At 39.7% G+C, this 13,977-nt stretch carries 15 protein-coding genes; 12 read left to right on the top strand and 3 right to left on the bottom strand.

Going from position 1 to position 13,977, the window contains the following annotated elements; translation table 11 throughout:
• Positions 1–26 precede the first annotated feature (26 nt).
• Both IW510_RS03430 and IW510_RS03425 read right to left on the bottom strand, forming a co-directional pair.
• A complete protein-coding gene (locus tag IW510_RS03430) occupies positions 27–797 on the bottom strand; it encodes an ABC transporter permease (RefSeq protein ID WP_202056941.1) in 771 nt (256 codons plus the stop codon).
• Between the two features lie 86 nt (positions 798–883).
• Positions 884–1,822: an ABC transporter ATP-binding protein gene (locus tag IW510_RS03425; protein ID WP_202056939.1), complete on the bottom strand. Its 939-nt coding sequence runs from the start codon at positions 1,820–1,822 to the stop codon at positions 884–886.
• A 433-nt stretch (positions 1,823–2,255) separates the two neighbouring features.
• Here IW510_RS03425 and IW510_RS03420 point away from each other — a divergent pair, with 433 nt between their 5' ends.
• The 7 genes from IW510_RS03420 to IW510_RS03390 all read left to right on the top strand — a co-directional run bounded on the left by IW510_RS03420 (position 2,256) and on the right by IW510_RS03390 (position 9,920).
• Positions 2,256–4,946, top strand: a complete 2,691-nt coding sequence (locus IW510_RS03420) for an Ig-like domain-containing protein (RefSeq protein WP_202056932.1) — start codon at positions 2,256–2,258, stop codon at positions 4,944–4,946.
• 351 nt (positions 4,947–5,297) lie between these two features.
• Positions 5,298–6,161: a tandem-type lipoprotein gene (locus IW510_RS03415; RefSeq protein ID WP_236674589.1), complete on the top strand. Its 864-nt coding sequence runs from the start codon at positions 5,298–5,300 to the stop codon at positions 6,159–6,161.
• A gap of 35 nt (positions 6,162–6,196) precedes the next feature.
• The gene (locus IW510_RS03410) at positions 6,197–6,937 is read left to right on the top strand and encodes a tandem-type lipoprotein (protein WP_202056928.1); all 741 of its coding nucleotides are present in this window, start codon (positions 6,197–6,199) and stop codon (positions 6,935–6,937) included.
• A gap of 248 nt (positions 6,938–7,185) precedes the next feature.
• On the top strand, positions 7,186–7,947 hold the full coding sequence (locus tag IW510_RS03405) for a tandem-type lipoprotein (RefSeq protein ID WP_202056926.1): 762 nt from the start codon (positions 7,186–7,188) through the stop codon (positions 7,945–7,947).
• Complete coding sequence (locus tag IW510_RS03400; protein ID WP_202056924.1) at positions 7,944–9,254, top strand: hypothetical protein; 1,311 nt, start codon at positions 7,944–7,946, stop codon at positions 9,252–9,254. The genes IW510_RS03405 and IW510_RS03400 overlap by 4 nt, the downstream gene beginning before the upstream one ends.
• A 9-nt stretch (positions 9,255–9,263) precedes the next feature.
• Positions 9,264–9,620 carry a hypothetical protein gene (locus tag IW510_RS03395; protein ID WP_202056922.1) on the top strand — a complete coding sequence of 119 codons (357 nt, stop codon included), beginning with the start codon at positions 9,264–9,266 and terminating at the stop codon, positions 9,618–9,620.
• Positions 9,621–9,920: a hypothetical protein gene (locus IW510_RS03390; RefSeq protein WP_202056920.1), complete on the top strand. Its 300-nt coding sequence runs from the start codon at positions 9,621–9,623 to the stop codon at positions 9,918–9,920. It abuts the gene before it with no gap.
• A gap of 140 nt (positions 9,921–10,060) precedes the next feature.
• On the opposite strand, the gene IW510_RS03385 is transcribed toward IW510_RS03390, so the two are convergent.
• Positions 10,061–10,510 (bottom strand): hypothetical protein, encoded by a 450-nt coding sequence (locus IW510_RS03385; RefSeq protein WP_202056918.1) that lies wholly within the window; start codon positions 10,508–10,510, stop codon positions 10,061–10,063.
• A gap of 180 nt (positions 10,511–10,690) precedes the next feature.
• Here IW510_RS03385 and IW510_RS03380 point away from each other — a divergent pair, with 180 nt between their 5' ends.
• From IW510_RS03380 to IW510_RS03360, 5 genes are all read left to right on the top strand, one after another.
• Positions 10,691–11,131, top strand: coding sequence for a hypothetical protein (locus tag IW510_RS03380; RefSeq protein WP_202056917.1), 441 nt, complete (start codon positions 10,691–10,693; stop codon positions 11,129–11,131).
• A 131-nt stretch (positions 11,132–11,262) separates the two neighbouring features.
• The gene (locus IW510_RS03375) at positions 11,263–11,904 is read left to right on the top strand and encodes a hypothetical protein (RefSeq protein WP_202056916.1); all 642 of its coding nucleotides are present in this window, start codon (positions 11,263–11,265) and stop codon (positions 11,902–11,904) included.
• A gap of 69 nt (positions 11,905–11,973) precedes the next feature.
• Positions 11,974–12,594 (top strand): hypothetical protein, encoded by a 621-nt coding sequence (locus tag IW510_RS03370; protein WP_202056914.1) that lies wholly within the window; start codon positions 11,974–11,976, stop codon positions 12,592–12,594.
• A 106-nt stretch (positions 12,595–12,700) separates the two neighbouring features.
• Entirely contained in the window at positions 12,701–13,441 is a 741-nt protein-coding gene (gene truA / locus IW510_RS03365; RefSeq protein ID WP_202057400.1) for a tRNA pseudouridine(38-40) synthase TruA, read from the top strand.
• A 106-nt stretch (positions 13,442–13,547) separates the two neighbouring features.
• Entirely contained in the window at positions 13,548–13,913 is a 366-nt protein-coding gene (locus IW510_RS03360; protein WP_202056912.1) for a winged helix-turn-helix transcriptional regulator, read from the top strand.
• The last annotated feature ends 64 nt before the right edge of the window (positions 13,914–13,977 follow it).

The following is a 13,977-nucleotide window of genomic DNA, read 5'->3' as shown; positions in this document are numbered from 1 at the left end:
CCTATCTCTTGGTTGCATAGTCAACTTTAACTTCTCAATCCGCGACCTTTTTGAATCAGGTACCAGCAGGTGATATAAAGAACGGAGATGAATAAGACCAGGATAGCCATTGAAATGACTATTGGTACATCCTGAGTTCCAAGGAAGCCATAACGGAAGCCTGAAATCATATAGACAATTGGATTGACCTTGGAAATTGCCTGCCAAATGGGCGGAAGCATAGAAATTGCATAAAAAACACCGCCAAGATAGGTTAAGGGCTGCAGGACAAAGGTTGGAACAATCGATACATCATCAAAGGATTGTGCAAAGATTCCATTTAATAACCCTGCCAGTGAAAATAGAATGGCAGTCATCAGTAATGTAATAATCACAATGAGCCATGAAAAAACGTGAAGCGGTACAAAAAATAGAGAAATCAGTGTCACGAGTGCTCCTACCAATATGCTTCTACCTAATCCGCCAATGACAAAGCCCCAAATAATCACATGTGTGGGTACTGGTGCAATCAGTAATTCTTCGATATTCTTTTGGAATTTCTGAGAGAAAAAGGAAGAGGCGACATTAGAGTATGAGCTGGTGATAACGGACATCATGATTAGTCCGGGCACAATAAACTCCATATAGGAAAATCCACCCATTTCCCCGATTCGTCCCCCAATCAGATTCCCAAAAATAACGAAATACAATGAGGTCGTGATGACCGGCGGCACAAGGGTTTGTACCCAAATCCGCAGATAGCGGTTGGTTTCTTTTACAGCAAGGCTTTTTAAAGCCGTGAAATATAGATTAAACATGTGTATGCTCCTTAATTTATACAAAATATTGATTTTTGAATGATTGTCAAACCGTTCTGTTGATGAATCGCTGTGTCAGTCTGTGTTTATACAGAGGCATGAGCGGTATCATGACGATTTTCTTCTGTAATTTTCAAGAATAGCTCTTCCAAACGATTGGATTTATTACGCATGGAAAGAACCTTAATTCCTTGGCGAGTCAACTGCTCAAACACATCATTCAGACCTTGATTGCGTTCAACTTCAACAGCCAATGTTCGTTCGTCTTCGAAGGTACTGTTATACCCGACAATTTCCGGTGTCTTATCGAAGGGGGCTAAATCAAAGATGAAGGTTTCAAACTGTAATTTTCCCAGAAGGGACTTCATACTGGTGTTTTCAATCAGCTCTCCGGACTGGATAATCCCGATATTGCGGCAAAGCATCTCTGCTTCCTCCAGGTAATGAGTGGTAAGAATAATTGTTGTGCCATTCTCATTCAATTCTCTCAGAAACTCCCACATTTCCCGTCTCAATTCAATATCAACACCGGCAGTTGGTTCATCCAGAATCAACAGGCGCGGTTCGTGCATCAGGGCGCGGGCAATCATCAACCGACGTTTCATCCCACCTGAAAGCATACGTGCACGTACATTGCGCTTTTCCCATAAATCCGATTGCTTCAGATATTTTTCACTGCGTTCCAGCGCTTCTTTCCGAGAGACGCCATAATAGCCGGCTTGATTGACGACGATTTGTTGGACGGTCTCAAAAGGATTGAAATTGAACTCCTGAGGAACCAACCCGATTTGCTGCTTGGCAAGGACGAGCTCTTTGTCTAAGTCGTAGCCGAAAACCTTGACGTTCCCAGAGGTTTTATTCACAAGCGAGGTGATAATGCCAATCGTTGTTGATTTTCCGGCGCCATTCGGTCCTAACAACGCATAAAAGTCACCTTCTTCAACGGTCAGGTTGATGCCGCGTAAAGCTTCCACTCCAGTGGCGTAGACTTTTTTCAAATTACTTATTTCAAGTGCATAGGTCATTTACTAACTATCTCCTTTGGTTATTGGTATTCTTTTCCTGAAATCGCTTAGGCGATTTTAGCATGCCTCCTTATTCTAACATTTGTATCACTATTTATAAATATGCATGCCTATGGGAAAGAGAAGGATGCGATGAGGGGACGCATTTTATCTTTATTAATAAAATTTTAGAATATATTTAAAATAAAAACAAGAAAATAATGACTAATATATGTGTGTTATAGTATAATTTTATTTATAATATAATGGTTTATTTTCTTTTATGTTTTTTTAGTAATGCTTTTTGTTTGGTTGTGGTCGGTTTTAGAAAGGAGAGACGTTTAGCTTTAGCAGTTTTTTTGAAAATGTTCGCTAAAAAGATTTGTGAGACGTTTAAAATGGAACGTGTTGTAGTTCAGGGTTTGGATGATGAAAAGTAGGAGGAAAGGTATAAATGAAAAAGATTATATGGTTAAGTTTGTTAGGTATTGGGCTTTTTTCTGGAAATTTGACAGTTCTGGCAGAGGAGCCTTCGACAGGAGCTATTCCTGATCCAACTCCTGTAGTGGATCAGCCGGCTATAGTAGTGGAGGCGCGAAGTGGACTTCCTCAAGTATATGATCCTCGAGCTGATGGGGATACATCGGTAAAAAATCAAGGCGGTAGAGGATTATGCTGGGCATTTTCGGCAACCGCTTCTATGGAAAGTGCATTGATGAAGCAAGGGAAAGGGGAACATGATTTTTCAGAACTATACTTGGATTATTATTTTGCGAATAATGCTACAGGGATAGTCAATGGGAATCCGAATTCAACCTGGCGTTATCTTGGTAATGGAGAAATGGAGTATGTGCCTCTATTTGGTGCAACTCGCTGGAGTAATCCTGTTTCGGAAGATGTTATGCCCTATGTTCCTAAAGGCGATGTCCCTTTTGTAAGGTTAGAGCAACTACAGGAAGAGCCAGTCGTCCATGTTCAGGGAATGACAGCATTGCCGAAGCTCGCTCATAATTACTCAGAAGAGGAAAGACAATTTAAACTTGTTAAAATTAAAGAGCAGGTTATGAAGGAAAGTGGTCTTACATATCAATGGGCCAGTGGGTATCATAAAGGGGCAGGAAGTGAAGAATATTATAATCGGGAACAATCGGCTTTCTTTGTTCCGCAAAGAGAAAACAATAATGATATTGATCATTCCAGTTTGATTGTAGGATGGGATGATAGTTATCCAAAGGAACATTTTGGAACTACACCTAAAAATGATGGTGCCTTTATTGTTAAAAATAGCTGGGGAACTAGCTGGGGGAATCAAGGTTATTACTATGTTTCTTATGAAGATTTCTATATTGCTACTTCGCAAATGTATGGTGCAGCAGCTGTTGAAGAAACAGATAATTATGAAAAACAGCATAGCCATACTGATTTCTACAGCTATGTATCTATTAAAAGCGGTACAAGCAGCTCAAGTTCGTACAATTTAGCAAATAAATTTCAGACAGGTGAACATAAAGAGCTATTAAAAGGGATCGGAATTCATACGATGCAATACAATACAGGCTATGAAATTTATTTGAAAACAGCTGGAATGAATCTGTCAGATTTAAGTACGTTAATGAAAATTGGGGAAGGGACAAAAGAGGTGCCCGGCTTGGAGACGGTGAAACTGGAAACACCCATTGAATTAGCGGCATCGGAAGAATTTACTGTAGTTGTTAGGTATACCGTTCCGAAAGATGTAGCGCGTATCAGTTATCTGATAGAGGAAGTAGGTTCATATCCGAATGTAGTTGCTAACGAAGGAGAGTCCTATGTTTCATACAGTACAGACCTGAAAAATATGTACTATCGAGATACGAAAACCACCTTTAATGGAAATGTATACATTAATGCATATACAGATGTTATCCGGCCGGTGAATGCCATTGAGCTGACACCGAAACAGCTGACACTTTATAAGGGAGAAACCAAAGAAGTAAAGGCCGAAGTCAGACCTGCGGATGCTACAAATCAAAAAATTGACTGGAAAAGTAGTAATCCGGCTGTTGCTGAAGTAGATGGAAATGGCGCAGTCACTGCAAAAAGTACAGGTCAGGCAACGATTACAGCAACAACGGAGGATGGACAGCTCAGTGATACCGCAACAGTCACAGTCGAGAATAATGTACCGATTACCTCTGTTAAGATTACAAACAAGCAGGTAGATTATGCAGCATATTTGAACAAGACCCAGAAGCTGACGGTAGATATCCAGCCAGCGAATGCAGCACCTAAAACCGTTGTTTTTGAGAGTGAAGACCCGTCGATTGTAGAAATCAATCAAAAAGGAGAATTGGTTGGGAAAGCCTTTGGCGAAACGACAATCAAAGTATATGCTAAGGACAATCCGGCGATTTACGACGAGCTGGTCGTGTATACAGATGATCATGGCGATGAGTTTAGAAATGCGACAGTTGTCAAGGTTGGTGAAGTGATGAATGGGACCTATGATAGGAAGTTCCGTTTTACGTATGATGATGACCACTATGATGGTGATATTGATTACTTCAAGCTGGTTGTACCGGAAGATGGTACCTATGTGATTCATGGCAGCGCGATACAAATAGATGGAAAGCAAGACAGCTTTGATTTTTATCTCTGGCACAACAACAAATTGCATCTGAGTTTCCATGCGTATGCGTTCGCACGTTTCCATGAAATGCAGCTGAAAAAGGGCGATGTGCTTTACTGGTGTATAGAGGGCGTGGTTGAAAATCTACCAGATATAAAAGAAAAGTTTGTTGATACAGCATGGGGGACGAAATACAACTTCTATGTTGATAAGAAGGAAAATATTCAATTTGGCGAACTTGCGATATTTAATGAGTTGGGCTTGACGAGTGAGCAGCTGAGCGAGACCTTGAAGGTGGGCGATAAGGTTCAGATGAGTGGTGAGGTTAGCGGTACGCAAAACATTTATGATCCGTTTTATGGTGATGTTGTTTGGACCTCTAGTAACCCTAGCGTAGCTGAGGTAGACTATAACACTGGGGTTGTTACAATTAAGAAAAAAGGAAAAGTAACAATCACAGCGAAAAACTCTTTCGGTGTATTCTATGGGAATTACAATAAGCTATCTAATACCGTTACCTTTGAAGTAAAAAACTAATTGTTGTGCATCAAAATGGAAATGACAGAAAATTGAGTAAAAAGGCCGTTTCTCGCTGAGGAATGGTTTTTTTACTCGATTTTTTAGTTATTTATAGATAATTTTTTGTTTTGTTGCTAAACCTATAATTATTCAAGCTTGAAATAGTGGTCACTGTTACCAAATAGAATTCTCTACAACTGTAGAGAGAAAGAAAAGGTGGGATGACCTGTTTGGTTAGCCTAATTGAGAATGGAAAGCCGGCACAGTGTTATTGGCAATGTTATTTCTGCCTTAGAGGTGGAGATAACGAGCGAAAGATATAGTATAATTTATAAATGTTTGCTAAAAGAGGAAAAATAGGAGGAGTATATGTTGAAAAAGGGCGTACTATTTTTAGGAGTACTTGGAATAATAGGATTATTAAGTGGTTGCGAAACCAAAAGCAAGGAAGAAGTTGAACAAAGCTTTGATAAAGTATTGGCGATGTATCCAACAAAAAATCTAATGGATTTTTATGATATGGAAGGATACAGAAATTCGGAGTTTAGTGAGGATGACAAGGGGATGTGGCTTTTTGACTCTGGTATGTCTATAAGCTTTGAAGCTGATGGAGTTTTAGAAACAAAGGGGATGCACTTACGTATGAATCGTAATACCCGTTCGGCGGAAGGCCACTATTATGTAAGTCGTATACCTAGTGACATAACAAAGGAGACTGAAGAACATAGATATCCCGTCACATATGACGAACAAGGATTTCATTTGGTAGAAGATGTTTCTGATTCAGTTCTTAAAGAGAAAATCGAAAATTTTCAGTTTTTTGTGCAATATGGCGAGTTTAAAGCTTTAGATCAATATGAGAACATTCGCAAGATGTACAATGCGGAGGTACCAATATATGAACTTGAATATCAATTGACTAATGACGATTCAAATGTTCAACAATTACGAGAACGGTATGATATTTCAACTAATAAGGCACCAACTCTGTTGCTGAAAGGACGGGGTGCATTGGATGGAAGTTCTATAGGTTATAAAAATATTGAATTTACCTTTGAAAAAGGAAAAGATAACGGCGATGGAACTATAACGGGAACAGATAGTTACTTCTCAGATTCAATCAGCTATCAAACAGCAATAAAAGAAGAATCGGCAAGTAAGGTTGATATAGATTGGTGGAGGAGATGGGCAGAAAAGGTTAATCAAATGGGTTCTACAGAGCAAACATACTGAGAGTTATGAATTTTATTTAGGAGGCACTGGTTTTGATGAAGGGTGTAATAATTCTAGGAATAATTGCAACCAGCTTGTTAAGTGGTTGCGAAACCAAAAGCAAGGCAGAAGTTGAGCAAAGCTTTGATAAAGTATTGGCGATGTATCCAACAAAAAATCTAATGGATTTTTACGATATGGAAGGGTACAGAGATTCGGAGTTTGCTGAGGATGACAAGGGGACGTGGATACTTCAGTCACGAATGTCTGTTGAAAAAGAAGAGGATGATACCTTGTTTAGCGAAGGAATGGTACTCAAAATGAACCGCAATAAGCAGACTGCTGAAGGATACTATTATGAAAAAGAAACGAATTTGCCTGATAGAAAAGAGACAAGGTATCTTGTGACATATGATGAATCAGGTTTTCATGTAACCGATAGCTCGGTGACTTCTGACATAAAAGAAAAAATCGAAAAGTTTCAATTTTTTGTACAGTATGGGGAATTTGGAGAGCTAGATAAGTATGAGAATCTTCGTGAAATGTATAACCCTGAAGTACCGCTGTATGAGCTAGAGTATCAATTAACAAATGACAATTCTAATGTTCAACAGTTGAGAAAACGGTATGATATTTCAAGTGATAAAGTGCCAACGCTATTGTTGAAAGGTCGAGGTGCATTGGATGGGAGTTCTGTTGGCTATAAAAGTATGGAAATTCGGTTTTCTAAAGATCCGGCTATCGTGTTTGCAGATTCTATTAGCTATCAGCCCTCCAAAAAAGAAACTGATAACTAATTTGTGAAAATGAGCTTAATGATGATAAGACAACGGGGTCTAATTTAACGATAGAGGAAGTAATTTTGCCTTTTCGAATGAAAAAAGCTAGATATAATTGGAAAAACACTCAAATAATAATGATAATAAAATAATAAATATGATATTATTTACTTAATGGGTTCTCTGTGTCGCTACTCTCAACTGTTTGAGGTAGTTGCAAGTGGTAAAAGAGGCATACGTAAAACAGATAGTAGGAGGAACGAACAGTGAAAAAAGGAGCCATAGCTTTAGGAGTAATAGGAGGAATGTTAATGACAGGGATGTTAAGTGGTTGCGAAACCAAAAGCAAGGAAGAAGTTGAGCAAAGCTTTGATAAAGTATTGGCGATGTATCCAACGAAAAATCTAATGGATTTTTATGATATGGAAGGATATAGAGATTCTGAGTTTGATGAAGATGATAAGGGGACGTGGGCTTTAAGGTCTTCTATCTCTATTAGCCCAGAGAAAGATGGAACATTATTTAGCGAAGGAATGGTTTTAAGGCTGAATAGAAATTCTCGCACAGCAAAGGGTTTCTATTTCCAAAGGTATATAACTAAAGAGTTAGAAAATAGAAGTGAAGAAAAATATTATTTATCTTACGACGAAAAGGGGTTTCATTTAGTAGATGATACGGCTGATGAAGATATAAAAGAAAAAATCGAAAACTTTCAATTTTTTGTGCAATATGGTGAGTTTAAAGACTTAGATCAGTATGAGAATCTTCGGGAAATGTACAATGCAGAGGTACCAATGTATGAATTAGAATATCAGTTAACTAATGCTGATTCGAATGTTCAACAATTACGGGAACGGTATGATATCCCCACTGAAGAAGCACCAACCTTGGTATTGTCTGGTCGGGGCCAGTTAGATGGTTCTTCCGTTGGTTATAAAAAGATGACAATTCAATTCACAAAAAATCCAGCTATCTATTTTTCAGATTCTATTGACTATCAACCTTCTACTGAGGAGGATGGCGAATGAGTGGTTACGAGTTTGAGAAGGATAAGATAAAAGATATAACAAATGAAACGGAATCAACTAGTGCTATTTCAACTATTTCTTATGAAATAGAAAATGGGAAGTACCATGGTTTAACTGATGAACAAATAATTGATCAATTGGTAGAAATGCAAGATAATAACAATTTCCCGCCAAATCTCCAACTTGTCGGTGTCGAATACGATAAAGGCACCAGCCTTTGTGCGGTAGCCTTTCAGGATACGAACACTGGGAATGTTACCGTTGGTTTTGCTGGAACGAATCTTAGTAACGGTTGGATGGAAAGTGCAAAGGATGTCGGACAATGGGGAGCGATTGCTTTCGATGGTGACTCAGCCTCTTCTCCCTATTTCAGTAAGGGTGACGAGTTTATCAAGAGATTGCAGGGGAAAGGGTATCTTATAGATACAGTTACAGGTCATTCATTGGGCGGACGTAATGGTGCAATATTAGGTATGTCCAATAACATCCCCAATATTGTTTTATACAATGCAGCGCCATTAAGAAATAATCTTGCGCAAGGCCTTGCCGGCGGTATCGGTTCTAATCCTTTCAAAGACATTTTGCGGCTCTATTATGGTATTGAGCTGGATAATATTATCAAGAATTACGATGGCCGACTGGTTTATATGATTTCTGAAAAAGATCCATTGAATAGCGTAGCAGGACTTTTTGGTAGTCTGTATCCGGGAGAAAAATTTGTACTTCAAAATGGCAAGGGGCACGATATGTCCTTTTTCTTAGATAAGGAAGCTCAGGATTTTATCAGAAGAAAACTGACATTAGTAGATGAAAATGGCAAGGTGTTATCCAGTGCTGAGGTGGCGAAGGCCTTTACGAATGCACAGCTTGCTGCACTGAAGAATATGAGAAAAGAGCTTCTTGCAAAGGGCGGCGGCAGCTTGTCCGGCGCACAGGAAATATATCTGGATGCAATGGAAGCCAGAGCCATCACGGAAGGGATGGTCATGACGGTAGAAGATAAAATCGCAGAAATGAAAAAAATGTATGAGCGAAGTATCGAGAATGCCAATGAGCTATGGCAGACGACCAAGTCGGACGCCTCCAGTGTCGGGGCACATCTATCGCAGGCGGAGGAAATCAGTGCGTTGGCAGCCGGCAATGCGACAGAAGCTAGTATTGTAACCGAGCCGGTTCAACTATGTGAGAGTGCAATGTCCAGATTAACTACCTATGAAGGGAAATTTACTTCGCTTCTAAACGATATTGAAACAGCGATTCAAAAACAAGTTGCCGTAGATAAAGAACTGGCAGCCTATTTGAGTTAGGAGGTTTACATGGAACAGGAAATAAAGAAAAAAATGGTTGCGTCAGAGGAAGTCTATCAAAAGAATCAAAGGGTACTTGAAGAAAGCCTGGATGTTATTGCAGAAGAAAAGCGAGATTTCTTTCAGTACTTAGACAATACGGCGGAGCAGCTGCGGTTCATTTCACATAGAGAAGTCTATGAGCAATCTCAGGATATGGGGTCTGGTTATCGAATCATCGAGCAAGCGCAGGAAGAAGCGGAGTACATCCTAAAAAATGCCAGTCGGACGTTAGAGGATAGGTTGGAAGCCAATCAGGTCAATTACCGCAAAGAGCAGCATGCTTTTGAAGACGAGCTGTATTCGTTGAAAAAGGAGGAAGAATAAATGCTTGATAGTGTAATGAATGGTGTCAATGACCTTGTGGAAGAAACGAAAGAGAATATACTCAACGCGCGTAAAAGCTTAGAGAAAACCTTAATTCGTACATGGGTGGCCAGTCAAAGTCATGCAACATCAGAAACGAGAAAAACCGTGTTGAAAACGATGGAAGAGACCTACATGCAGGAATTAGAGGGGTTGGTATCTTCTTATTCGGATAGTCTGTCATCCTCTGTTAAAGGAAAATGGGTAACACAAGCGAAGCAATCCATAACGGATGCGTCTAAGGTGTTAGATAAAAAATAGCAAAGGTGTAGCAGGTAAATGAATGAGAACGAGGAAGTACCTGAGGATGCCATATATATAAAGTGCCTGAACAATACCGATTTTCGGCAATTGTTCAGGCACTTCTTTTTTATGAAAATTTGAAAGTCAACGCTAGAGGTCTACTCACTAAAAAACTCAGAAAGCTCGCCTTTTTTTGTATCGAATGTGTCAAAGCCATCTGTTGTAACTTTAATAAAGCCGGGAACTGTTTCTACTTCATATGTTTCTCGAAGTGTCCGAATCGCTTCATTCGTTTGCGTATCTTCTGTATCAAGATAATAGACGGTTTGTTGTTCCGGCTTCTGTTCATGTAGTGAAACAACAAATTCTCGACAGTAAGGACAGGTCACTCGACCGAAATAGATGAAGAGCTCGTCGTCTCCTGCTTGTTGATCGATGAGCTTACTCAATGCCTCAGGTTCAACTGTTGTTAAGCTTGCGGTGTTTTTTTGATACGCCCGTTCTTCCTCTTTACTGACTTCTTTTGATCCTAAAATAGTGGAGCAACCAGCTTGTGTAATAACCAAACTCAGCAGAATCAACCAACCCCATACCCAGCTCTTTTTCATTTGTATTTTTCTGATAACAATCACTCCTTTGTTTTTTACATGCAATCACTCTATTTTATAGCAAAGAAATTTAGAATGGAAGCTGCTCTCTTCTTTTTTGAAAATTATGCAATACGCACTGTCTATTGGGAAATTTTGTTGTTATAATTAATCTTTATACGATAGAGGAGGAAACGAAAAATGAAAAAGATAAAATTTGTTGTTGTCGCTGGGGCCTTTTTATTTTTAGCAGCCGGCTGTGGAGATGGCGTAAAAACAAGCTCATGCAGCTATACAGACGAGGAAGCAGATTCGCTTATTGATCCAAGACTAAGAGAATGGACGATTAAGCATAAGGACGATATCATTCAGCAAGTAGATGTTGTGTTCTATAGAGACGCAGATAATGAAGAGGATGCTGAGGAGCTGTTAGAGTACTATACTGAATTTTATGATGACATCATCAGTGAGACATCTGGATTTGAAGCAGAAAATGAACTTGACGGAAATACGTTAGTCACTAAAGTCTCTGTTGATTATGAAACGTCCACAATCGGTTGGGATAGCCAAGAAATTGATGACGAAGAGAAATATTCTGAATTAAAGAATAAGATTGAGTTCATTGATGGTTCATGCAAATAACAGACAGTCGTTGGTATTGTCATTCACTATGTAATGCATAAGTTAAGGAGGAAGCAATGTTCAGTGTGAAGATTGCTTCTTTCTTTTTTATTGCATTGCTGTAAAATTGTGTGGAGAGGGAGTGCAGAAAAATGATTCGATTTGACTTTAAAAAAAGAAAAATTAGGGGCTGGAAAAGGAAAGTTCGAAAGATTGAGCAATGGAAAAATACTTATCTGGAGTTGGATCAGGAGGCTTTGGCGAAGTACAATCGAGAGTATGTTAAAGTGTGGATTGCCCCGTTTTTTTCTTTGCAGAAGCACACGATTCCACTATGGTATAAGCGATTAGTGATTCAAGCCTTGTTAGACATTTATTCGTCGTGGCAGCAACAGCTGGTGAAGCTTGATGAACCGTACTATTTGAAGGTATGGATTTTCGAGAAGGATTTTATGTGGTCTCAAGTCGTTGTGAGTGTCAGAAGTGCCCTTCATTTCTATGATGAAACTTTTGAGGAGCTGACGCCGGTTTCAAGCTTGCCCAATGAGTTCGCTGTAGAAGCAGCAAAGTTATTGGAGTGGAAAAAGGGCTTTACTGCTGTAACATGGTTCGAAGGGGAAATGCAGGAGGACATAAGAGACGGACTCTACACTGAAGAAGAAATTCAGGCAATTAAAGATTCAGCTTATAAGGTACAGGAGTACAAGGGGGAAGCAATGTATCTTGTGAAGGATGACATCGTCTGGGTAGGAAAAAAAGCAGGCGCGAGTGAGAGCGTAGGTAGTCAGAGCTAAAAGTGAAGGGTACTTTCATCAGTCGAATACAAGGAAGAGCAAGATAGTGCCTTACAGAAAAAAATAATCTTGAAAGGAGTGAGAAGCATCATTAAATCAGAGTTTCCAAGCCATTTGAAAGAGGATGTAAAAACAGTTGCAGCTTATTTGTCACAAGAGCTGTCAGAAGGGATTCGGCATGGCATTAGTGAGCAATACATAGAAATGAGGCTGCTGGACGGGGAGAAAATCCGGTTTCCCTATCGTTTTTACTTTAAGGATGAGCATGTGACGTTTCCGGCAGAGTTTACGAAGGAACAGCGGTGTATCTATCATTGTATCTATACTCGACACTATAATGGGTATATTCGGGAAAAGCATGTGACAAGCCTGCTGCTGGAGTATCCGGAGGAGCTGCCGGACTGGGTTTGTTCCTATCTATTGAGTCTCAGCGGTGAATACATAATGGAAATTCTTGAACGACTCTATGAAATGCTATCTCCAAGAAAAAATGAGACCATCCAGGCGATGAGTCAGATGAATAGTCAACAGTTTCTTTACATTCATGATAGAATGATTTCATACTGGAATGAATTTTACAGAGGACGCTGCCCTCGATACAAACAGTATATAGGAAAGAAGCTGTTCGAGGTCTGTTATGGATATACGAGACGAATGGAAAAGCAACGGATTTTTGTCGTAGAAGCTTAATTTTGAGAGATGAACGACTGAAATGGAAAGATAGTCATACAGCTGTCCGATAGCACAGCATAAAGTATTAGGCAATTAAGAAAGTACAGAGGGAGTCAGAGTGATGATACGAAATATTAAATTGACAATAGAGTATGATGGTGGAAGATATCTTGGGTGGCAGAGACTAGGCAACTCAGATAAAACCATTCAAGGGAAAATTGAACACCTGCTTACCCAGCTAACAGGGGAAAAAATTGAAATTATCGGTTCAGGTAGAACGGATGCGGGAACTCATGCTCGAGGGCAGGTTGCTAATTTTAAAACTCATGCCGATATAGAACTGACAGAGCTGCTTGCGACACTCAATCATCAGCTGCCGCGAGATATTGTTATAAAAAACGTAGAAGAAGCGCCGGAGCGTTTCCATGCCCGCTATAATGCGACTGGGAAACAATACAGTTACTATGTCTGGAATGATACGATTCCTTCGGCTTTTGAGCGGAACTACAGCTTCCATTATCCGCAGCCGCTTGACTTGAATCTGATGAATGAAGCCTGTGAAAAGCTTCTTGGCAAGCATGACTTTATTGGCTTTTCGGCACTAAAAAAGACAAAAAAATCAACAACTCGAACAATTGAAAAGCTGTCGATTGAACAAGAAGGAAGTCTGCTGCATGTCACGTTTGTCGGAGACGGCTTCCTGCATAAGATGGTTCGGATTATCATGGGCACTCTTTTGGAAATAGGAACAGGAGTGTTACCGGTGAGTATAATTGATGAAGTGCTTGAAAATAAGGTCAGAGCAACCGCCGGAGAGACCGTACCTGCGCAAGGCCTGTTTCTGGATGAAGTGTATTATCGCTGATTCTAAAGAGGAGCTTCTCTTTCGCTGTATTTGACGAGAGAGAAATTTCTTTACTTTTTCTTACCGGCATACTACCATATCTTCATACATAAGAGGGAGTGGGACGTTGATGCGGAAAATTTATAATTGTAAAGAAGGCTGTTCTGTAGAGTCTACCTTGCAGCTTATCTCCGGTCGTTGGAAAAGTGTGTTGCTATATCACTTGATTTTTGATGGTGAGCTTCGCTACAGTGAATTGCAACGAACAGTTCCGGGTATTACTCGACGCATGCTATCATTGCAATTAAAGGATTTAGAAGCTGACGGACTGATTGAGCGAGAGGTCGTCCAAGAGAAGCCGTTGATGGTGATTTATCGTATGACGGAATATGGCTATTCGTTGCAACCATTGATTGAAATGCTTCATGAATGGGGCGAAGACTATAATCAGCGCCAAGTAGGACAGCTAACAGAAGAAAACTTAATCTATTAATTTAGAAAAGAACAACAGATTTCGATCAAGGTTGTTCTTTTTTTGATTTCAAAAAATGAGGATA

Origin of the sequence: Enterococcus sp. BWR-S5, assembly GCF_016745255.1 — a bacterium.
GTDB lineage: Bacteria > Bacillota > Bacilli > Lactobacillales > Enterococcaceae > Enterococcus_L.
Note: the sequence above shows the minus strand (reverse complement) of the source record. Positions and strands in the feature narration are given on the sequence as shown.

Bases quoted from the DNA above. Each gene is read 5' to 3' on its own strand.
- IW510_RS03430 (WP_202056941.1), bottom strand. From the start codon at position 797: ATGTTTAATCTATATTTCACGGCTTTAAAAAGCCTTGCTGTAAAAGAA.
- IW510_RS03425 (WP_202056939.1), bottom strand. From the start codon at position 1,822: ATGACCTATGCACTTGAAATAAGTAATTTGAAAAAAGTCTACGCCACT.
- IW510_RS03420 (WP_202056932.1), top strand. From the start codon at position 2,256: ATGAAAAAGATTATATGGTTAAGTTTGTTAGGTATTGGGCTTTTTTCT.
- IW510_RS03415 (WP_236674589.1), top strand. From the start codon at position 5,298: ATGTTGAAAAAGGGCGTACTATTTTTAGGAGTACTTGGAATAATAGGA.
- IW510_RS03410 (WP_202056928.1), top strand. From the start codon at position 6,197: ATGAAGGGTGTAATAATTCTAGGAATAATTGCAACCAGCTTGTTAAGT.
- IW510_RS03400 (WP_202056924.1), top strand. From the start codon at position 7,944: ATGAGTGGTTACGAGTTTGAGAAGGATAAGATAAAAGATATAACAAAT.
- IW510_RS03395 (WP_202056922.1), top strand. From the start codon at position 9,264: ATGGAACAGGAAATAAAGAAAAAAATGGTTGCGTCAGAGGAAGTCTAT.
- IW510_RS03390 (WP_202056920.1), top strand. From the start codon at position 9,621: ATGCTTGATAGTGTAATGAATGGTGTCAATGACCTTGTGGAAGAAACG.
- IW510_RS03385 (WP_202056918.1), bottom strand. From the start codon at position 10,510: ATGAAAAAGAGCTGGGTATGGGGTTGGTTGATTCTGCTGAGTTTGGTT.
- IW510_RS03380 (WP_202056917.1), top strand. From the start codon at position 10,691: ATGAAAAAGATAAAATTTGTTGTTGTCGCTGGGGCCTTTTTATTTTTA.
- IW510_RS03375 (WP_202056916.1), top strand. From the start codon at position 11,263: ATGATTCGATTTGACTTTAAAAAAAGAAAAATTAGGGGCTGGAAAAGG.